Genomic DNA, 20,429 nt, shown 5'->3' on the forward strand with positions numbered 1-20,429 from the left:
GTTTGCCTGCGTGTGAAGAAAGAAGAAATCAGAAGTCCACAAGACTGAGCCCGATGCTCAGGACCGTGCGCTTGCGGTTGTAGTCGACCAGCGTGTCGCCATAGCCCGAGAACAGTTGCGTGTGAAAGCGCAGATTGCTCTTGGTCGGATCGCCGATGGCCTTGAGCCATTCGAGCCGTACCGAGCCGCGGCCGCTGTCGCGCAGGTTGTTGCGCACCGTGATGCCGAGCTGGTTGTCGCGGTTCAGGTTCCAGCGCCCGGTGATCTCGGCACGGCCGATGTAGTCGGAGATGTCGGGGTTGTCGTCCTTGGCCGCGCTCTCGGAGATGCGCTTCCAGATGCGCCCGGTGATGGTGAAGCGGTCGTCCAGTTCGGCGCCGCCCATCAGGTAGACGCGGTTCCAGCTTCGCGACAGCGGCAGGCTCTGGCCGTTCGACTGGTGCACCAGCCCCACGCCGGTATAGCGCCAGCGCCAGCCGCCCGGCAGCTTGAAGTCGGTCGGGTAGACATACATCAGCTCGGGTTCGTGGTCGGTGGTGCGAAACGGCCGCGAGATCGCGCCGTTGAACAACTGCCAGGTCGACTGCTGCGTGTAGGCGAACCACAGCGAGTCCTTGCGGGTCGGGTCGTTCTGCGTGAGCATGCCCTGCGCGAGCTTGGTGCGCACCGACAGGCCGATGCGCATCTCGTTGGCCTGGTAGGCGATCGGGTCGCCGGTGTGGTCGGGCGAGGGCGAGGTGGGTGTCTGCGGCTTCTTGGTGGCCGCCGAGACCGACACATTGAGCGGGCGGTAGCCACGAAAGCCGAAGGTGCCGCAGTCGGTGGCGTTCTCGAGTTCCCAGAAGCGCGACAGCGACGAGTACTGGCGGTCGCGGCAGCCTTCGGTGGTGGCGACCGACACCACGCGCGTGGCGGGAATCGAGCTGTCCACCGGCGGCTGCGTGCTCGCGAGCACCGCAGGCGCGGCCGGCACCGATGCCGAGGGCAGCGTCTGCTGCTGCGCCCAGCGGTCGAAGCAGGCCAGGCGCGCGTCGTTGTTGGCGCCCAGCGCCGCGCACTGTTGCCAGGTGAGCTGCGCATCGGCCAGCGGGCTCGCCGGCTTGTCGACGGCCTGCGCGTGCGCCGCGGCACCGCCGAGGCAGGCCACGGCGGTCGCCAGCGCGCCGAAGTTGAAGTGGGGGCTTGTCGTCATTGCTTTCCTTCCGCACCGCTGGTCTTGTTGAGCACAAATGGATGTGTGCTCTCGTCCGTGGCGTCGCGCCACGTTCCCCTGAATTCGCGGCCGCACGAGCCGGCCAGCAGCTTGCCCGACCACACGCCGCTGATGGCATGGCCATCCAGCGATTCGTCGATGGAGAGCGCGCCTTCGTCGTCGACATCGCCCGCGAGTTGCGCGACCGAGGCCTTCGCCCGGTTGCCGGCGTTGCGCGTGATGGTGCCGCGCACGCCGTCGTAGTCGGGGTGCTTGCCCAGCTGCACGCTGGCCACGGCGGGCAGATTGTCGAAGCGGGCCTCCCAGCGGCCGTAGAGCGATTGCAGCGGAAGCTGGCGCGCGTCGGCCGGGCAGTTGGGGTCGCTGCTGCCGCCGGGGCCCGTTGCGCAGCCCGAGAGCGCGCCGACGGTGCCGATGAGGAGCGCCGCGAGGCTCGCCTTCATGACGCGGCGGCAGCCGCCTTGGCGGCCGCGCTGTCCTGTGCCTTGCGCGCGAACTCGGCGCGCAGCGCCTTGAGCTTTTCGCGCGGGTCTTCCTTCGTCGTTTCCTTGTTCAGGCCCATCTCGGCGATGAAACGGCTCGGCACGCAGGGCACCATGTCGCGGCCCTGCTTGCGCTTCTTGGTCCAGCTCACGGCCAGGCTGCGCTGCGCGCGGGTGATGCCCACGTACATCAGGCGGCGCTCTTCCTGCAGGCGCTGCAGCGTCTCGTCGCTGATCACCTTCTGGCGGCCGTTGTCGTCTTCGAGCTTGAAGGGCAGCAGGCCTTCGGTCACGCCGATCAGCATCACGTGCGGCCACTCCAGGCCCTTCGATGCGTGCAGCGTCGAGAGCGTGACCACGTCCTGGTCTTGCTCGCGTTCGCTGATGGTCGACAGCAGCGAGATGGTCTGCGCCACTTCGAGCAGGCTCTTGCGCTCGGTCTCGTTGTCGTTGGCGCCCGAGGCGTCGTCGAGCGAGCCGCCGGCGCGCTGCGACATCCAGTCGACGAACTCCAGCACGTTGTTCCAGCGCGAGGCCGCGGCCGCTTCGCTGTCTTCGCCTTCGTAGAGGTGGCGCTCGTAGTCGATTTCCTTGAGCCATTCGAGCATGAACGCGCGCGAATCTTCCGCGCCCATGGTGCGGCGCGCGCGGTATTCGAGGTCGTTGATGTAGCGGCTGAACTCATGAACGCCTTCGAGCGTGCGCTTGGGCATCACGCTGGGCAGCGACGGGCTGAACAGCGCTGCGAACAGGCTCAGCTTGTACTGGCTCGCGAAGGTGCCCAGGCTGGCCAGCGTGGTGTGGCCGATGCCGCGCTTGGGCGTGGTGATGGCGCGCAGGAATGCCGGGTCGTCGTCGTTGTTGACCCACAGGCGGAACCAGCCGCACAGGTCCTTGATTTCGGCGCGGTCGAAGAAGCTCTGGCCACCCGACACCTTGTACGGGATCTGCGCCTTGCGCAGCGCCTGCTCGAAGATGCGGGCCTGGTGGTTGGCGCGGTACAGGATGGCGAAATCGCGGAACTCCTTGTACTGCTTGCCCTGAGAAGTGGCATCGCCCGCGCGCAGGCTGATGATGCGCGCGACCGTGCGTTCGGCCTCGTGCAGTTCGCTGTCGGCATCGACGATGCGCACCGGCTCGCCTTCGCCGAGTTCGGAGAACAGCGTCTTGGGAAACAGCTTGGGGTTGGGGCCGATCACGTTGTTGGCGGCCCGCAGGATGGCGCTGGTGGAGCGGTAGTTCTGCTCCAGCTTGATGACCTTGAGCGTCGGGTAGTCGACCGGCAGCTTGCGCAGGTTGTCCAGCGTGGCACCGCGCCAGCCGTAGATCGACTGGTCGTCGTCGCCCACCGCGGTGATGCGTCCGCTCTCGCCGGCCAGGGCCTTGAGCACTTCGTACTGCGTGGCGTTGGTGTCCTGGTATTCGTCCACCAGGATGTGGCCGAGCGCGGCTTGCCACTTGGCGCGCACTTCGGGGAAGTCGTGCAGCAGCTTGAGCGGCATGCCGATCAGGTCGTCGAAGTCGACGCTCTGGTAGGCCTGCAGCCGCTCCTGGTAGTGGGCCATGACCTCGGCGGTGATGCGCTCGTTGTCGTCCACCGCAGCGGCCGCGGCCTGCTCGGCGTTCAGGCCCATGTTCTTCCACTTGCTGATGGTCCACTGCCAGATGCGCGCGGTGGCCGTGTCGGTGGTGCCGCCGGCGTCCTTCAATATCTTCGTGACGTCGTCGCTGTCCAGGATGCTGAAGGCGGACTTCAGGCCCAGCACCGCGCCGTCTTCGCGCATCATGCGCACGCCCAGCGCGTGGAAGGTGCAGACCACCACCTTGCGCGCGTCCTTGCCGATGAGGTCCTTGGCGCGCTCGCGCATTTCGGCGGCCGCCTTGTTGGTGAAGGTGATGGCCGCGATGCGCTTGGGTTCGAGGCCGGCCTGGATCAGCCGGCCGATCTTGTGCGTGATCACGCGCGTCTTGCCCGAGCCTGCACCCGCAAGCACCAGACAGGGACCGTGCATGTAATTGACCGCTTCTTGCTGCGCGAGATTGAGACCGTGAGACATGGGGGAGGGGAACCGGAAAACGCCGTGGGGAACGGCAGGCGCAAAGCGGTCAATGATACGGGGCCGACCCCCTGGCGCGTTGTCAGCCGGCACCGTTTCCGGCGGGAAACGACAATTGCGGTGTGCTGCCTGTATTTCTTGTAACTTTCCCATTTTTCGCGCTGATTGCCGCTGGCTATGGGGCCGCGCGCACCCGCATCCTGCCGCTGGACGCGATTCCCGGCCTCAACACCTTCGTGCTGTATTTCGCGCTGCCGTGCATGCTGCTGCGCTTTGGCGCCGGCACGCCGATCGGGCAACTGCTCGATGGCAGCGTGGCACTGGTATGGGGCGTCAGCGCGCTGGCCGTGGTGGCGGGCGTGGTCATGTTCACCCGCAACGCGCGCGTCGGCTGGAACGACGCGGCCTTCGGCGCGCTGGTGGCGGCCTTTCCGAACACCGGCTTCATGGGCGTGCCGCTGCTGGTGGCCATCCTCGGGGCGCAGGCGGCCGGGCCGATGATCATCACGATCGCGTTCGACCTTGTCGTCACGTCGTCGCTGTGCATCGCGCTGTCGCGGCTCGATGGGGCGGGCGGCGCAGGAGTGCATGGCGCCACGCAGGCCGCGCGCAAGGCGCTGCGCGGCATCCTGGTCAATCCGATGCCGTGGTCGATTCTGCTGGGCGTGCTGCTGTCGGCCGCGCGCTGGCCGTTGCCGGGGCCGCTGGAGCGCACGGTGGCGATGCTGGCCGATGCCGCATCGCCGGTGGCGCTGTTCACCATCGGCGCGGTGCTGGCCCGCTCGGCGCTGCTGGCGCGCGAACACGGCGCCAGCGCGGCCGTGGCCGAAGCCATGGGCACGACCGGCAAGGCGGCCGCCAAGGCGCCGTGGGGCGATGTGCTGCCGGTGGTGGCCGTCAAGCTGCTGGTGCATCCGCTGCTGGTCTGGGGCCTGGGGCTCGCCGTCATGGCGTTGGGCCTGCCGCTGGCGCCAGCCGCGCTGGTGGTGATCGTGCTGGTTGCGGCGCTGCCGAGCGCGAGCAATGTGTCGATGCTGGCCGAACGCTTCGGCGCGGACAACGGCCGTATCGCCCGCATCATCCTGTGGACGACGGTGGTGGCCTTCTTCAGCTTTCCGCTGGCGGTCGGCGCGCTGCGCTGAGCCGATGGGCGGCTACGGCGTCAGCACGCCGAGCTTGTACGGGTCGGCATCGGGCAGGCGCTCGCACTTCGAGAAGTCGCGGCCCTGCGTGCCGTCGCAGTAGTAGGTGTTGTAGATGCGTCCGAACAGCGAGGGGCTGGCGGTGAACAGCACGCCGTGGTCGGGCTGCCAATTGTCCTTGACGGGAGGCGCGCTGGCTTCCACCGGCTTGGGGGTTGCCACCGGGGCCGCTGCGGCCACCGTCGTGACGGCGGCCGCGGGCGGCGTGAAATCGGCCAGCGTCTTGTGGGCTTCGTCGCCGCGCCAGCGCACCGCCAGTTCGGCCGCCGTGGGCCGTGCCGCCACCGGCAGCAGGATGCCGTTGACCTGCAGGCCGTAGCCGAAGCGATGGGTCTTGCCGGCCAGGAAGGCATAGGCGCAGGCGGCCATGCACTGGCCCCGCACCTCGGTCTGCACGCCGCTCAGCCGGATCGCATCGGCAAAGGCGCCGGCCGCTTCGGCGGTGCCGCCGAACGAGTCTTCAAAGACGACGGTGTGCACCGTGCCGCTGCCCAACTGCTGTGTAAAGTCCTTGATCGCGCTGCCGTCGAGCGTGCCCGACACCACCAGCCGGCTGCCCTGCAGTGAAAGCTCGGCCGCGGAAACAGGCGCTCCCATGGTCCATGCGAGGCAGGTGAATGACAGAACCCAAGCAGAAAAAGACGACGGTTTCACGGCGACCTTTGCGATGAGCGAGCATGTTTGGAACGCGCGATCCGGGATGAGTTCGCGCCTTTACAGCTTGAACAGCGGCATGCCCTGCCGTCAACTGGTTTTTCACAAATTTGGGGGTAGGACAAAGGGCAGGCCGTAAGGCATAGGGGCCGCTACCACTTCAGTTGAATGCTTCAGTTTGCAGAAGCGCTGCTACAGTGGTCGCCAGTCAAAGATGTGAATGGGGCGCGCTATGGCAATACTGGTTCGCATCCTGGTGTGGGTGGCCTGGCTCGCTGGCGCGGGCTGGTTCTGGCACGCCGGCAAGATCGGCACCGCCAGCGCGATTGCGCTCGCGGCGCTGAGCCTCGTGGTGTTCGCCTGGCCCAGCAGCATTGCGCGGCGACGACACAACGAACTGCGCTACGTCGACATGGGCAAGGAGCCCACGGGCTACCACTGACCATCGAGGCGTCAGGAATGCCGTAGAACTAGCCCGGGGCCGTGTCCTGTTCCAGGCGCTGGAACTCGTGGCGCTTCATCACCAGGTAGTCGTTGCGGTCCACTTCGTGAAGCTGCTGCGCGTATTGCTCCGTCGCGTCGAACCAACTGCCCAGCCGCTGCTCCAGCTGGCCCGAGGCGGGGGCATCCAGGTAGCTGTCGATCGCCAGGTAGTAGCGCATGGTGTTGCGCTCCACCACCCCACGCACGCCGCCGACGTACTCGCCTTGCCCCTGGGGCGTGAAGCCGACCTTGTCGCTGCCCAGCGTGGCCAGGTAGCCCTTCATCGCCAGCCGCGCCGCGGTGCCGTAGGCGTACGCATAGCCAAGGTGGATGGCCGTCTTGCCGCCATCGGCCGGCGTGGCTTCGAGCACGATGCTGTAGTCGCGCGTGGACATCGGTCCGCTGGCGGCGCTCAGGCGCACGTTGAGGTAGTTCGGGTCCGCCTTGCCCAGGCTGTAGGCGAAGTCGATCTTCTGCGCGTCCGACAGCGGCTGGTCGAACTTGCGCCCCACGGCCACCGCGAGCGTGCCGCCACCGGCCTTGACGGCGCAGTGCTTGGTGTTGAGGTGAAGCATCAGTACCTGGCACCACGCGGCGGGCTCACGCAGCGCGCCGCTCACGGCGTTGAAGGGATGGTCGACCAGCGCGTAGACATCGCCGCTCAGCCGGTCCGGAGCCTCGGTCGATTCGAGCGTGAGCGGCCGCTTGAAGGCATTGCGCGCCAGTTGCGGTGCGAGTGCCTGGAGCTTGTTGCGCAGCGCGGGCGCGCCGCCGTTGGCCGGTGCAGCCTGCAGCGCCAGTGCCGCGACGGGCGCCAGCAGCAGCGCCGTCACCCAAAGCATGCCGATGCGTGCGCGGCCGCTCGTGTGTACAGGGGTAAATGGTGTGTTCATGCAAATCACCTTGGTGGCGCCGTCGGTCCTGTCTTGCAGGACAACCGGCTCAGATGCTGTGCGGATCGACGTCGACCAGCCAGCGGATCACGCCCTTGCCCTCGGGCGTGCGCCGCAGTTCGTGCAGCAGCGGCTGCCAGCCCGCCAGCAGGCGCTGCAGCGCGGCGCGCGAGGGGCTTTCGATCAGCATCTGCGCGCGTTCCACATTCGCCACGCGCTGGATGGCCAGCGGCACTGCCGGGTAGCGCGTGACAAGGTCGGCGCCTGGAAGTGCCTCCGCCTTGTCGGCCGCGATGTTCAGGAAGGCCTGCGCGACCGACTGCTCGCGCGCGTCGGCCCGCAGCAGTGCCTGGAACGCGAAAGGCGGCATGCCGGCGGCCCGGCGTTCGTCGAGCTGCTGCTGGGCGAACACGGCGTAGTCGTGCCTGCGCAGCGCCATGAACAGCGGGTGCTGCGCATGGTGCGTCTGGATCCACATCTCGGCCGTGGCGCCCTGCGCCGCAAGGTAGGCGGCGTCGCGCCCCGCGCGCCCCGCCGATTGCATCAGCAGGCTGAACAGCCGCTCGGGCGCGCGGAAGTCGCTGGAGAACAGCGCGCCGTCGGGGTTGACTGCGGCCACCAGCGTGATGCGCCGGAAGTCGTGGCCCTTGGCGATCATCTGCGTGCCGACCAGCACATCGATCTCGCCCGAATGCACGGCGGCAAGCTGCGATTCGAGCGCACCTTGCTTCTTGGTGCTGTCGGCATCGATGCGCGCGATGCGCACCGCGCTGCCGTCGGGGCGCGTCACGGCCGCGAACAGTTCGGCCAGGTGCTCTTCGAGCCGCTCGGTGCCACGGCCCACCGGCGCGATGTCGGGGTTGCCGCAGGCCGGGCAGGCGCGCGGCACGCGCTCTGTAAAGCCGCAGTGATGGCAGCGCAGCGTGCGGTCGATCTTGTGGAACACGCGGTAGGCGCTGCAGTGAGGGCATTCGCTCTTCCAGCCGCAGTCGCCGCAGGCCAGCACGGGCGCATAGCCGCGCCGGTTCAGGAAGATCATGCTCTGCTCGCCGCGCGCGATGCGCTGGCCGATGGCGTCGAGCAGCGCGCCCGACAGCACCGTCTTCGGCGGTTGCAGGTTCATGTCGACCAGCCGCACCGCCGGCAATTCGCCCGCGCCGATGCGCGAGGGCATGGCCAGCCGCACATAGCGCCCACCCGGGTCTTCGCCTTCGGCGGAGCGGCTCTGGTGCCAGCTTTCGAGCGAGGGCGTGGCCGACCCGAGGATCACCTTTGCGCTCTCGCGCTGCCCACGCCACACCGCCAGGTCGCGTGCCGAATAGCGGGCGCCTTCTTGCTGCTTGTAGCTGGGGTCGTGTTCCTCGTCGACCACGATCAGCTTGAGCCCCGGGATCGACGCGAACACCGCCATGCGCGTGCCCAGCACGATGCGCGCGGCGCCGCTGTGCGCCGCCAGCCAGCTCGCGAGCCGCTGCGGATTCGTCATGCCGCTGTGCAGTGACACCACGGCTTCGTCACCGAAGCGCGCCTTGAAACGTGCTTCCAATTGCGGCGTGAGGTTGATCTCGGGCACCATCACCAGCGCCTGTGCCTCGGGGTCGCGCGCCAGCAGCTCGGCCACGCAGCGCAGATAAACCTCGGTCTTGCCGCTGCCGGTGCTGCCGACCAGCAGGAAGGTGCCGCTTTCGGCCTCGATACGGGCCAGCACGCTGGTCTGCTCTGCGCTCAGGGCAACCAGGTTGGCGGCTTCGGTCGTCTCGGCGACCGGGCCGGCCGTTGTCTTGCGCTTCAGGCGCCGCGCCAGTTGCGTGGTCGTCAGGTCGCGCAGTTGCGGCGGCAGGGCGGCCAGGGCGATTTCGCCGATCGAGCGCTGGTAATAGCGCGCGGCAAAAGCCACCAGGTCGCGCCAGGCTTCGCCTAGCGGGGCCAGCGCATCGAGCGCCGCGCCCACGGGCTTGAGCGCCATGTCGGGCTCGGCCCCTGCCAGCGAAGTGGGCTCGTTCCAGACCACGCCCAGCACCTCGCGCCGGCCCAGCGGCACCCGCACCAGCGTGCCGGGCACCAGCGGCTCCGCGCCGGCGTAGCTCAGCAGGTCGCCGAGCGCGGCATGCGCCGGCGTCTGCACCGCGATGTCGAGCCGCCATGACAAGGCCGCCGGCGCACTCGCGGGCGCCGGCGCAGCGCTGCCGTCCGTCGTCGTGGCGCCCGGTTCAGGGGCTGGGTGGGTTGTGGAAATGGGCGGGCCTGTTGGAAAGGTTTGTTAATGCGACTTTGAACAAAACCGCTTAAGTCGTTGATTTTTCAGCGCTTTGCCTGCCATCCAGAGTTTCTGTGGATAACTTTGTTGACAACCGGGCTCGACACGCTGGCGAGCCTTGAAAATCAAGGCTCTGACTGGATTGCCCGGAAAAAAAGCAAAAATCAAATCCTATATAAATCAACCACTTAGCGTCGCTATCTCTTTGGTAGCAAAGAGAGGGGTGCCTCAGATAATCTTGCGCAGTGCAACACGGATTTTGTGCATAAGTCTGGACCGCAATACCGTTTTTGAGCTTGACAAACGGCTGCGAACCGACTTTTGAGGGCGTTCCGGCGTCTGCGCACGGTTCGCCCTTTGAGTCACACTTTTAACGGCGCAGGGCGCGCGACTGGGCGTGCACCGCCTGGACCAGCGCCGCCACATGGTCCGGCGGCGTGAACTGGCTGATGCCGTGGCCCAGGTTGAAGATGTGGGTCGGTCCCTTGGCGTTGCGGTCGGCGTGCGGCTTGCCGAAGGCCTGCAGCACCTTGGCCACCTCGGCTTCGATCTGCGCGGGCGGCGCGAACAGCACGTTCGGGTCGATGTTGCCCTGCAGCGCCTTGGCCTTGTCGTCGGCGCCTTCGGCGATCTGCTTTCGCGCGACGCCCAGGTTCACCGTCCAGTCGACGCCCAGCACTTCGCAATCAAGCTCGCGCATGGCGTCCAGCCACAGACCGCCGCCCTTGGTGAACACGATGCGCGGCACGGGCTGGCCGTCAGGGCCGGTGCGCTTCAAGCCCGCCAGAACGCGCGCCGTGTAGGCGAGGCTGAATTCCTGGAAGGCGCCGTCGGCCAGCACGCCGCCCCAGCTGTCGAACACCATCACGGCCTGTGCGCCGGCGTCGATCTGCGCGTTGAGGTAGGTGGCTACCGAATCGGCATTGACCGCGAGGATGCGGTGCATCAGGTCGGGGCGGCTGTACAGCATGCTCTTGACGAGCCGGTAGTCGCTGGAGCCAGCGCCTTCGACCATGTAGCAGGCCAGCGTCCACGGGCTACCCGAAAAGCCGATCAGCGGCACGCGGCCGTCGAGCGCCTTGCGGATCGAGGCCACCGCGCTGAACACATAGCGCAGCCTGTCCATGTCGGGGACTTCGAGCGCGGCCACGGCCGCTTCGTCGCGCACCGGGCGCGCAAAGCGTGGGCCTTCGCCGGCCTCGAACGACAGGCCCAGGCCCATGGCGTCGGGCACGGTGAGGATGTCCGAGAACAGGATGGCGGCGTCGAGCGGGTAGCGCGCCAGCGGCTGCAGCGTGACTTCGGTGGCGTAGTCGGTGTTGGTCGCCAGCCCCATGAAGCTGCCCGCCTTGGCGCGCGTGGCGACGTATTCGGGCAGATAGCGGCCGGCCTGGCGCATCAGCCAGACGGGCGTGTGGTCGGTGGCCTGGCGCCAGCAGGCCCGCAGGAAAGTGTCGTTTTGCAATGGGGCGAAAGGCATCCCGCGATTGTCGCAGGGGCCCGCATATTGACCGACAGCGCAATTTGAGTTGCACCAACCCGCCCCGGTGCGCCACGGCGCGCCGCAGCCCCGAGCATCCGCCTGCAACACCAGGGTGAATCGACATTCAAACGGGGCCGCGAAGGACGAATGCCGGGTGCAGCGCAAGGCGCGATGAGCGCCGCGTAGCTCGGCTACGCAAGCGAGCCGCAACGCCGCGATGCGCCCGGCATTCGTCCTTCCCTTCGGGTTGGCCCGCTTTGCACCCGCCTGCTTTGTCGGGCGGCTTGACCAGAGATGACTCTGGCCTGCGCCGCCCTTCGCGCATCCGGGTGCAAAGCGGGCCAACGGGGCCCCGTTTGAATGTCGATTCACCCTGGAACTTCGGATCAAAAACGGGACAAGCAACATGGCGCAACAGGTCTTCGACTTCGTGGTGGTGGGAGCCGGCTCGGCCGGCTGCGTGCTGGCGCACCGGCTGGTGCTGGCGGGGCGCAGCGTGCTGCTGCTGGAGGCAGGGCCGCCGGACAACGACCGCTTCATCCACATGCCCGCCACCTTCGTGCGCGTGATCGGCACCGAGCGCACCTGGGCCTACGAGAGCGAGCCGCAGGCCGCTGCCGGCGGACGCAAGATGTTCGTGCCGCAGGGCCGCACGCTCGGTGGCGGCAGCTCGGTCAACGCCATGGTCTATATCCGCGGCACGCCGGCCGACTACGACGGCTGGCAGGCGCAGGGCTGCGAGGGCTGGGGCTGGCGCGACGTGCTGCCGTGGTTTCGCAAGGCCGAGTCGAATGCGCGGCTGGCCTGCGGGCTGCACGGCACCACCGGCCCGCTGAAAGTGAGCGACACCCGCTTTCGCCATCCGCTGAGCCTGGCCTTCCTGCGCGCCGCGCAGCAGACCGGGCTGTCCTACAACGACGACTTCAACGGTGCCGAACAGGCCGGCGTGGGCTTCTACCAGACCACCACCTTCGAGGGCCGCCGTGCCAGCACGGCCGCCACCTACCTCGCGGCGGTGCGCGACCACCCGAAGCTCACGGTGGTCACCGGCGCGCACGTCACGCGCGTGCTGACGCAGGACGGCGCCGCGACCGGCGTTGTCTATCGCACCGGCCGCGACGGCAGCGGCGAAGAGATCGTCGCCACTGCGCGCGAAGAAGTGATTCTTTCGGCCGGCGCGCTGGCCTCGCCCAAGCTGCTGATGCTCTCGGGCATCGGCCCCGGTGCGCAGTTGCAGGCGCACGGCATTCCGGTGACGCACGCATTGCCCGGCGTGGGTGAGAACTTCCAGGACCACCTGGAGGTGTCGGTCTACGGCCGCACGCGCGAGCCCATCAGCCTGCTGGGCAACGACCGCGGGCTGGCCGCCCTCAAGCACGGCCTGCAATGGACGCTCTTCAACACCGGCCTGCTCAGCTCCAACGTGGTCGAGAGCGGCGGCTTCGTCGACACCACCGGCGCAGGCCGGCCCGACCTGCAGTTCCATGTGCTGCCGGTGCTCGTGGGCGATGTCGACCGCGAGCCGCTGGCCGGCCACGGCCTGTCGATCAACCCCTGCTTCCTGCGGCCGAAATCGCGCGGCAGCGTGCGGCTGCGCAGCCCCGACCCGATGGCACCGATCCTGTTCGACGGCGGCTACCTGCAGGCGCAGGAAGACGTCGACACGCTGGTGCGCGGCGTGAAGCTGGCGCGCCGCATCCTGCGCGCGCCGGCCTTGCGCGAAGTGGTGTCCGAAGAGCTCGCGCCTTCCGCGGCCGAGGACATGGCCGACGACGCCATCGAGGCCTATGTGCGCCAGCGCGCCAAGACCGTCTACCACCCGAGCGGCACCTGCCGCATGGGCCGCGACGACATGGCCGTGGTCGATGCGCAGATGCGCGTGCATGGCGTGGCAAGGCTGCGCGTGTGCGACGCCTCGGTGATGCCCTCGCTGGTCAGCGGCAACACCAATGCGCCGACCGTGATGTTGGCCGAGCGCTGCGCGGCCTTCGTGCTGGGGCAGACGGCGTGACCGCGATCGGACAAGGCCGCGCTGTCGGGCAACGAACACTGCGCGTTCGGTCAATCGCCGATGCGCGCTGAAACCTAGAGTCCCACTCAACAAGGAGACAGAGCGAATGAGTTCCACAGGATCGATGGCCGGCAAGGTCGCATTCATCACCGGTGGCGGCACCGGCATCGGCGCGGCGGTGGCCGCGCAGTTCGCCGCAGCGGGCGGCTGCGTGGTGTTGATGGGGCGCCGCCTCGCGCAGCTCGAAGCGGTTGCAACAACGCTCGGCGGGCTGGCCGTTGCAGGCGATGCCGCCAGCACCGCCGACGTGCAGCACGCACTCGCCGCCGCACGCGAAAAGTTCGGCCGCATCGACGTGCTCGTCGCCAACGCGGGCGGCCACGGCGTGGGCGATGCGCTGTCTACCGACGATGCCTCGTGGGCGCTCTCGACGCGCCTGAACCTCGACACCGCATTCGTCTGCGCACGCGAGCTGCTGCCCGAACTCATCGAGCGGCGCGGCAACATCGTCGTGCTCTCTTCGCTCGCCGGCCACTTCGCGGGCCCCGGCGTGATCGGCTACGTGACGATGAAGCACGCGCTCATCGGCCTCGTGCGTTCGCTGGCGCGCGACTACGGCAAGCAGGGCGTGCGCGTGAACGCCGTGTGCCCCGGCTGGGTGCGTACCGAGATGGCGGACGAACAGATGCAGGTGCTGGTCGACAAGTACCGGCTGTCCGGTGCCGACGCCGCCTACGACCTCGTCACGCGCGACGTGCCGATGGGCCGCCCCGCCAGCCCTGAAGACGTGGCGAACGCGGTGCTGTTCCTCGCCTCGCCGCTGGCCGCAATGGTCACCGGCAGTTCGCTGATGGTCGATGGCGGCGCGTCCGCGGTCGACCTGCCCACCATCGCCTTCGCGCATGACGCCTGAGAGGCAAGGAAAGAAAACGCCATGAGCAACGAAGCCACCAAGCCCGCTGACTGGAAGACCTACGACCAGTTCGCCCTCGGCATCGCTACCAATCGCCTGTCCGCCACCGACGCACTTGCCGGCCAGACACTGAAGCTCGCGTTGCCCGACTTCCAGCTCACGCTGCAGCCGCGCTCTCAACATGCGCTGGACTGGAGCGAGCAGGGCGCACGCGGCGGACAAGGCAACGGCGACTGGTACGAGGCCATCGAGGTCGCGCCCGACACTTTCTTCCTCGACATCACCCAGGCCAGCCGCCCGACCGAGGCATTGAGCATCGTGCTCAACACGCGCACCCGCCGCGTGCTCGCGATCCGTTGCCGCATCGTCGGCGCCGACGAAGCCGCAGGCCAGCCGCGTGTGCCGCAGGACTTCTGGGTCGGCACGCTTGAAGGCGGCCTCGTCACCGGCCCCGTGCCACAGCCCACGCGCGACCTGATCGGCCTGCGCACCTGGCAGACCTACAGCCCCAACCACACCTACGAGCACACCTACCTGAGCGCCGAGCGCTACGCCTGGCAATGCCTGGTGGGCGTGCAGCGCGGGCATGGCGATGTCGACCTCGCGAGCTACTACAAGTTCGATGAGGACCAGTACATCTTCACCTTCCGCGAGTTCCTGATTCCCGTCGCGTCGGTGTTCTTCTTCGACTTCGCGAGCGGCCGCTCGACCGGCAAGTTCCTCGGCGTGACCGGCACCGGCGAAGTCGCCAACAACCCGGCCGGCGCCTTCATGCGCAAGGCCTCGCAGACCTTCTATCCGCCCGAGTTCGGGCCGGTCTGATCTTCTTCATTTCTTGCTGTCACACCAGGAGCCTTCCTTCATGCGCACGCCCCATCAGATCGTTGCCGATCACTACGCCGCCTCCGACCGCCAGGACCTCGAAGCCATGTTCGCCGACGTGGCCGACGACGTGCAGTGGACCGAGATGGCCGGCTTTCCCTGCGCCGGCACGCACGTCGGGCCGGCCCAGGTGATCGAGAAAGTCTTCAAGGCGCTGGGCGCCGAGTGGGAGGGCTACCGCTTCGTGCTCGAACGGCTGGTCGACGGCGGCGACACCGTGGTCGGCATCGGCGACTACCACGGCCGCCACCGCGCCACCGGCAAGACCATGCACGCCCGCGTGGCACATGTGTGGCAGGTGCAGGGCGGCAAGGTGCGGCGCTTCGAGCAGTTCACCGACACGCTGCTCGTGGCGCGGGCCATGTCCTGAGTTGCGCCTCTTCCTTTCATTGACCCATTCAACGCATCGCCCCGGAGCCAACCCATGAATCTGCGAGACCTGTCGCTCGAGCACCTCGGCCTGGTGGGCCTGCTGGCGCAGCGCCGGCGCGGCAACCACATCGACGGCCGCGAGGTGGCGCCCGCCAACGGCACCTACCTGCCGGTGGTCGATCCGGCCACAGAGATGACGGTGGCCGAAGCCCCCGACAGCGACGCGGCCGACGTGAACGCCGCCGTTGCGAGCGCGCGCCGCACCTTCGAGAGTGCCGCATGGAAGACGCTGCGCCCGGCCGACCGCGAGCGCATGCTCTACACGCTGTCGACGCTCATCGAGTCGCACGCCGATGAACTCAGCGCGCTCGAAACCCTGCAAAGCGGCAAGCTGCGCGGCATCGCGCGCATGGTCGACGTGGGGGGCGGCGCCGAGTTCGTGCGCTACATGGCGGGCTGGGCCACCAAGCTCGAAGGGCAGACGCTCGACAACTCCATCGGTATTCCCGGCCCGCAATGGGTGACTTACACGCGGCGCGAACCCGTCGGCGTGGTCGCGGCCATCGTGCCGTGGAACTTCCCGCTCGCCATCGCGCTGTGGAAGGTGGCGCCCGCGCTTGCGGCCGGTTGCACGGTGGTGCTCAAACCCTCGGAAGAAACGCCGCTCACCGCGCTGCGGCTGGCCGAACTGGCCATCGAGGCGGGCTTTCCGCCCGGCGCGCTCAACGTGGTGTGCGGACGCGGCGCCACCGCCGGTGCCGCGCTCGCCGCGCATCCGGACATCCGCAAGATCAGCTTCACCGGCTCGACCGCCGTGGGCCAGCGCATCGGCCACGCGGCGGTCGACAACATGGCGCGCTTCACGCTGGAGCTGGGCGGCAAGTCACCGCTCATCGTGCTGGACGACGCCGACCCGGCGGCGGCGGCGCAGGGCGCGGCCAACGGCATCTTCTTTCACCAGGGGCAGGTGTGCACGGCGGGCTCGCGCGTGTACGTGCAGCGGGGCATCTTCGACGAGGTGGTGCGCCAACTGGCACACGCGGCCGAGAGCCTGCACATCGGCTCGGGCTTCGATCCGCAGGCGCAGTTCGGGCCACTCGTGTCCAAGCGCCATGTGGCGCGCGTGATGGCCCACATCGACGGCGCGGTGGCCGAGGGCGCCACGCTGGTCACCGGCGGCAGCCGCGCCTTCGACGGCGGCTGCTTCGTGCGGCCGACCGTGTTCGTCGACACGCAGCCTTCGATGCGCATCGTGCGCGAGGAAGTGTTCGGCCCGGTCGCGACGGTCGTGCCCTTCGACGACATCGAGGACGCGATCCGCCTGGCCAACGACAGCGCCTACGGCCTGGCCGCCAGCGTGTGGTCGAACAACCTCTCGGCCGTGCACCGCATCGTGCCGCGCCTGCAGGCGGGCGTGGTCTGGGTCAACGCGCACAACGTGCTCGACAACGCGCTGCCGCTGGGCGGCGTGAAGCAGTCGGGCTACGGGCGCGACCTGGGGCGCGCCGCGGTCGAGAGCTTCACCGAGCTCAAGAGCGTGTGCATGGCGGTGTAGGCACGCCCTCGCCGCACCGGTTCCGATCAAACAAAGGAGACATCATCATGCTGAGAACAAAGAAGATCGCGCTGTCGGCCGTCGTTGGCGCCATGGGCCTGGCGGGCTTCAGCGGCGCATGGGCGCAGTCCGGGCCCGACTGCGGCCTCAACACCGGCAAACCCGCGACGGGCGAGCCCATTCCCATCGGTGCCGTGGTGGGCAAGACCGGCCCCGACGATTTCAGCGCCTCGGGCCAGGCGGCCGCCGCGTACTTCAAGTGCGTCAATGCCAACGGCGGCATCAACGGCCGCCCTGTTGACTACATCGTGGTCGACGATCAGTGGAACCCCGAGACCGCCGCGCAGGTCGCGTCCAAGCTCGTGAAAGACCGCAAGGTGGTCGCGCTCGCGGGCAGCACCAGCTTCGTGGAGTGCGGCGCCAACGCCAAGATGTATGCCGACGAAGGCGTGATGGTCATTGCCGGCACCGGCGTGCCGCGTGAATGCTTCAACGCGCGCAACTACGTGCCGGTGAATGCGGGGCCGCGCGTGTCGGCCACCATCGCCGCCATGTACGCCGCACAGAAGTACAAGGCCAAAAAGATGGTCTGCATCATTCCGAACATCCCCAGCCTGGGCAACTGGGCCTGCGAAGGGCCGAAGGAATGGGGCAAGAAAAACGGCGTGGAAGTCGAGACCATTGCCATCGACCCCGGCTCGGCCGATGCCACCTCGACCATGCTGCAGGCCGCCGCGAAGAAGCCCGACACCATCATCATGAACGTGCCCAAGGGCATCCTGGTGCCGATGCTGGCCGCGGCCGAGCAGCAGAACCTGGGCAAGAAGATCCACTTCGTCTCGGCCGCGCCGGCCTACAACACCGACGTGCCCAAGGCCATCGGCCCCTACTGGAAGGGCAACTTCGACGTCAACCTCGAATTCAACCCGCTCGAATCGGCCGGCCCCGACAACAAGAACTGGCTCGCGGTGATGGACAGGTACGGCGCCAAGAGCGATCCGCGCGACACCTTCTCGCAAGGCGGCTACGTGGCCGCGCGCATCGTGACGCAGGCGCTCCTGAAGATGGATCCGAAGAAGATCGACCGCGCAGGCGTGACCGATGCCTTGCGCAAGGTCAGCGACTTCAAGAGCGACATCCTGTGCAAGCCCTTCTACGTGGGCAACGGCAACCGCCACAACGCCAATAACAGCGGCCCGGTCGCCAGCCCCGAAGGCAACGGCTGGCGCTTCGCGCCCGGTGGCTGCCTGACGGCGGAAGACCCGGAGCTGGTCGACATCCGCGCGGACGAGCTGAAGATGGGCCTGAAGTAAGCGCGCCGGGCCATGGAGGACTACCTGCCTTTCGTCATCTCGGGTCTGGGCCTGGGCGCCGTGTACGCGCTCTCGGGTGTGGGGCTGGTGGTGCTCTATCGTTCGTCGGGCGTGCTGAACTTCGCCTTCGGTGCCATCGGCGCCATCGGTGCGTACGTGGCCTGGTCGATGCTCGAAGCGGACTGGCCGCAGGGGCTGGCGTGGTGCGCGGCCATCGTCACGTCGATGCTGCTGTCGCTGGCCTACGGCCGGTTGCTGGCGCCGAGGCTGTCGCACCGCGACCCGACCATCCGCAGCATCGCCACGCTGGGCTTCGCGCTGGTGGTGGTGGGTTTTACCGAGTGGTACTGGGGCGAGCAGCCGCGCCGGCTGGTGCTGCCCACCGACTCGGGCGCCATCGACTTCGTGCTGGGCGAAGTCGAGGTGCGGCTCACCCACACACGCGCCGTGGGGCTTGCGCTCGCGGTGCTGATGATGGGCGGCGTCGGCCTGCTGCTGTCGAAGACGCGCGTGGGCCTGAAGATGCGCGCGCTGGCGAATGACCGCGACCTGAGCGCGCTGCTGGGCATCCGCGTGCTCGGCGTGGACACCGTGGCGTGGGTGCTCAGCGGTGCCTTCGCCGGCGTGTGCGGGCTGCTGCTCGCCAACATCGTGCGGCTGCAGGCCACGCTGCTGACCTTCCTGGTGATTCCGGCCTTTGCCGCCGCGATCATCGGCCGCCTGCATTCGCTGCCTGCCACGGTGGCGGGCGGCATCGCCATCGGTGTGCTGGAGGCGCTGGCGATCACGGTGCCGGGCTTCGCGGCCTTTCGCACGGCCACGCCGTTCCTGATCGCGTTGGCGATGATCGTTTTCTTTCGCACGGGCACGCGGCAGGCATGAGCGCTTCGATCTTCACTGGCGCGCCGCCGGCTCCCGACGACATCGCGCAATTGCCGGCCTCGCTGGCCGAGGCGACGCGACGCGCCCGCATTTCATTGGCTGTGATGGTGGGCTGCGTGCTGCTCATCGCCTTGATCGTGCCGTGGCTGGCCAATGCGTACTGGATCAAGACGCTCACTTCCTCGCTCGCACTGTCGATTGCAGCGGCCGGCGTGGCGCTGCTCTACGGGCAACTGGGTCTGGTGTCGCTGTGCCAGTACGCGCTGCTCGGCGCGGGCGGCTGGATCGCATTGCGCGCGGGCCACGGGCTGGGCTGGCCCTTCGAGCTGTCGGTGCTCGCGGGTGGGTTGCTGTCGTGCGTGGTGGGCATGCTCGCGGGCCTGCCTGCGCTGCGGCTCAAGGGGCTGTACCTCGCGCTGGTCACGATGATGATGGCGGGCGGCTTCCAGGTCGTCATCAACGTCATGGGCTTTCCCGATGGCGGCGCGGGCTGGCTGGGCCGCGTGTTCGGCAGCGAGCGGCTGATGATGCCGCGCCCCGCGCTGGCGCTGTCCGACGCGGCGTACTTCCGCTACGTGGCGGTGTGGCTCGCGGCGGTGCTGGCGCTGATCGAGCTGCACCGGCGCACGCGCGCGGGCCGCTCGTGGGCATTGATCCGGCGCGGCGAGGCGGCCGCGGTGGCCGCCGGCGTGAACATCCTGCGCTACCAGACCTGGGCCTTCGGGCTGGCCGGCTTCTGCGCCGGCGTGGCGGGCGCGCTGCTCGCGGGCGGTGTGGGCCAGCTCGACGGGCGTGCCTTCACTGCCGGCGATTCAGTGATGCTGTTTGCGCTCACCGTGGTGGGCGGCGTGTACCACTGGGCCGGCGCGCTGATCGCGGGGTTGTTGCTGCGCGCGGTGCCAGCGTTGTTGACCGACTTCGGCGTGAACGGCTACCTGGCGATGATCTTCTTCGGCGTGGCGCTGCTGCATGCGCTCATCACCGCGCCGAGCGGCATCGCCGGGCAACTGGTGGGTGCGTTCGATGCGGTGCGCAAGTGTTTCGTGCGTGGCGGCAAGGAGGCCGCCCCATGATCCGCGTGAGCGATCTCACCGTCGCCTTCGGCGGCGTCAAGGCCATCGACGGGCTCAGCGCCGAACTCGATGCGCCGGTGTGCGGCCTCATCGGGCCGAACGGCGCGGGCAAGACCACGCTGGTCAATGTGTTGAGTGGCCTCGTGCTGCCGCGCACCGGCACTGTTGCGGTGGACGGCACCGACCTGCTGGGCCTGAAGCCCATCGAGCGCGTGCGCTTCGGCCTGCGCCGTTCGTTCCAGACCGAGCAGGTGGTGGAAGACCTCAGCGTGTGGGACAACGTGCGCGCGCTGCTCGACCACGTGCCGCATGCGCGCGGCGAAGCGGTAGCGCAGGTGGCGCGTGCGCTGTCGCACACCGGCCTGCTCGACGTGGCGACCGTGCTGGGCCATCGCCTGAACCTGTTCCAGCGCCGCATGCTCGAAATTGCGAAGTCGCTGGTCGGCGCGCCGCGGTTGCTGCTGCTCGACGAACCCGGCGCGGGCCTGACCGAGCAGGAGGCTGGCGCGCTGCGCCGCGTGATCGGTTCGGTGCATGCCTTCTGCGGCGCGCAGGTGCTGCTGATCGACCACGACGTCGACCTCATCGCCGCCACCTGCACGCAGACGCTGGTGCTCGACTTCGGCCGACGCCTCGCGCTCGGCCCGACGCGCGCGGTGCTCGACGACCCGGCTGTGCGCAAGGCCTATCTGGGAACGGAATGA

General features: G+C 68.3%; 17 protein-coding genes and 1 pseudogene. 11 read left to right on the plus strand and 7 right to left on the minus strand.

The features are described 5' to 3' along the window. Positions 1 to 28: 28 nt before the first annotated feature. The 3 genes from H7F35_RS15520 to H7F35_RS15530 are packed head-to-tail and all read right to left on the minus strand — an operon-like array spanning position 29 to position 3,752. Positions 29 to 1,192: a phospholipase A gene (locus H7F35_RS15520; RefSeq protein ID WP_187113705.1), complete on the minus strand. Its 1,164-nt coding sequence runs from the start codon at positions 1,190 to 1,192 to the stop codon at positions 29 to 31. After that, entirely contained in the window at positions 1,189 to 1,656 is a 468-nt protein-coding gene (locus H7F35_RS15525) for a hypothetical protein (protein WP_187113706.1), read from the minus strand. Before H7F35_RS15525 ends, H7F35_RS15520 begins: the two co-directional genes overlap by 4 nt. Further along, positions 1,653 to 3,752, minus strand: a complete 2,100-nt coding sequence (locus H7F35_RS15530; protein ID WP_187113707.1) for an ATP-dependent helicase — start codon at positions 3,750 to 3,752, stop codon at positions 1,653 to 1,655. The genes H7F35_RS15525 and H7F35_RS15530 overlap by 4 nt, the downstream gene beginning before the upstream one ends. A gap of 122 nt (positions 3,753 to 3,874) precedes the next feature. Here H7F35_RS15530 and H7F35_RS15535 point away from each other — a divergent pair, with 122 nt between their 5' ends. Beyond that, entirely contained in the window at positions 3,875 to 4,894 is a 1,020-nt protein-coding gene (locus H7F35_RS15535; RefSeq protein WP_187113708.1) for an AEC family transporter, read from the plus strand. Positions 4,895 to 4,906: 12 nt separating this feature from the next. Here the strand turns inward: H7F35_RS15535 and H7F35_RS15540 are convergent, their stop codons facing one another. After that, on the minus strand, positions 4,907 to 5,551 hold the full coding sequence (locus tag H7F35_RS15540; RefSeq protein WP_187113709.1) for a hypothetical protein: 645 nt from the start codon (positions 5,549 to 5,551) through the stop codon (positions 4,907 to 4,909). Between the two features lie 289 nt (positions 5,552 to 5,840). On the opposite strand from H7F35_RS15540, the gene H7F35_RS15545 reads away from it, so the two are divergent. Continuing rightward, positions 5,841 to 6,050, plus strand: coding sequence for a hypothetical protein (locus H7F35_RS15545; RefSeq protein ID WP_187113710.1), 210 nt, complete (start codon positions 5,841 to 5,843; stop codon positions 6,048 to 6,050). A gap of 28 nt (positions 6,051 to 6,078) precedes the next feature. Here H7F35_RS15545 and H7F35_RS15550 read toward each other — a convergent pair whose 3' ends face one another. The 3 genes from H7F35_RS15550 to hemE all read right to left on the minus strand — a co-directional run bounded on the left by H7F35_RS15550 (position 6,079) and on the right by hemE (position 10,721). Beyond that, positions 6,079 to 6,984, minus strand: a complete 906-nt coding sequence (locus H7F35_RS15550) for a hypothetical protein (protein WP_410010781.1) — start codon at positions 6,982 to 6,984, stop codon at positions 6,079 to 6,081. Positions 6,985 to 7,033: 49 nt separating this feature from the next. Beyond that, entirely contained in the window at positions 7,034 to 9,133 is a 2,100-nt protein-coding gene (gene priA / locus H7F35_RS15555) for a primosomal protein N' (protein ID WP_187113711.1), read from the minus strand. Positions 9,134 to 9,611: 478 nt separating this feature from the next. After that, positions 9,612 to 10,721 (minus strand): uroporphyrinogen decarboxylase, encoded by a 1,110-nt coding sequence (gene hemE, locus H7F35_RS15560; RefSeq protein WP_187113712.1) that lies wholly within the window; start codon positions 10,719 to 10,721, stop codon positions 9,612 to 9,614. A gap of 409 nt (positions 10,722 to 11,130) precedes the next feature. Between hemE and H7F35_RS15565 the strand changes: the two are divergent. The 9 genes and pseudogenes from H7F35_RS15565 to H7F35_RS15605 all read left to right on the plus strand — a co-directional run. Further along, positions 11,131 to 12,720 (plus strand): annotated as a pseudogene (locus H7F35_RS15565) (GMC family oxidoreductase); the annotation flags it as partial. Between the two features lie 121 nt (positions 12,721 to 12,841). Next, a complete protein-coding gene (locus H7F35_RS15570) occupies positions 12,842 to 13,648 on the plus strand; it encodes an SDR family NAD(P)-dependent oxidoreductase (protein ID WP_187113714.1) in 807 nt (268 codons plus the stop codon). A gap of 21 nt (positions 13,649 to 13,669) precedes the next feature. Then, positions 13,670 to 14,470 carry a MoaF C-terminal domain-containing protein gene (locus H7F35_RS15575; RefSeq protein WP_187113715.1) on the plus strand — a complete coding sequence of 267 codons (801 nt, stop codon included), beginning with the start codon at positions 13,670 to 13,672 and terminating at the stop codon, positions 14,468 to 14,470. Positions 14,471 to 14,510: 40 nt separating this feature from the next. After that, positions 14,511 to 14,900 (plus strand): nuclear transport factor 2 family protein, encoded by a 390-nt coding sequence (locus H7F35_RS15580; protein ID WP_187113716.1) that lies wholly within the window; start codon positions 14,511 to 14,513, stop codon positions 14,898 to 14,900. A gap of 54 nt (positions 14,901 to 14,954) precedes the next feature. Next, entirely contained in the window at positions 14,955 to 16,457 is a 1,503-nt protein-coding gene (locus H7F35_RS15585) for an aldehyde dehydrogenase family protein (protein WP_187113717.1), read from the plus strand. A gap of 47 nt (positions 16,458 to 16,504) precedes the next feature. After that, the gene (locus H7F35_RS15590; protein ID WP_187113718.1) at positions 16,505 to 17,770 is read left to right on the plus strand and encodes an ABC transporter substrate-binding protein; all 1,266 of its coding nucleotides are present in this window, start codon (positions 16,505 to 16,507) and stop codon (positions 17,768 to 17,770) included. A gap of 12 nt (positions 17,771 to 17,782) precedes the next feature. After that, a complete protein-coding gene (locus H7F35_RS15595) occupies positions 17,783 to 18,652 on the plus strand; it encodes a branched-chain amino acid ABC transporter permease (protein WP_187113719.1) in 870 nt (289 codons plus the stop codon). Further along, a complete protein-coding gene (locus H7F35_RS15600; protein ID WP_187113720.1) occupies positions 18,649 to 19,725 on the plus strand; it encodes a branched-chain amino acid ABC transporter permease in 1,077 nt (358 codons plus the stop codon). The genes H7F35_RS15595 and H7F35_RS15600 overlap by 4 nt, the downstream gene beginning before the upstream one ends. Then, the gene (locus H7F35_RS15605) at positions 19,722 to 20,429 is read left to right on the plus strand and encodes an ABC transporter ATP-binding protein (RefSeq protein ID WP_187113721.1); all 708 of its coding nucleotides are present in this window, start codon (positions 19,722 to 19,724) and stop codon (positions 20,427 to 20,429) included. Before H7F35_RS15600 ends, H7F35_RS15605 begins: the two co-directional genes overlap by 4 nt.

The organism is Variovorax sp. PAMC26660 (assembly GCF_014302995.1).
Classification (GTDB): Bacteria; Pseudomonadota; Gammaproteobacteria; order Burkholderiales; family Burkholderiaceae_C; genus Variovorax.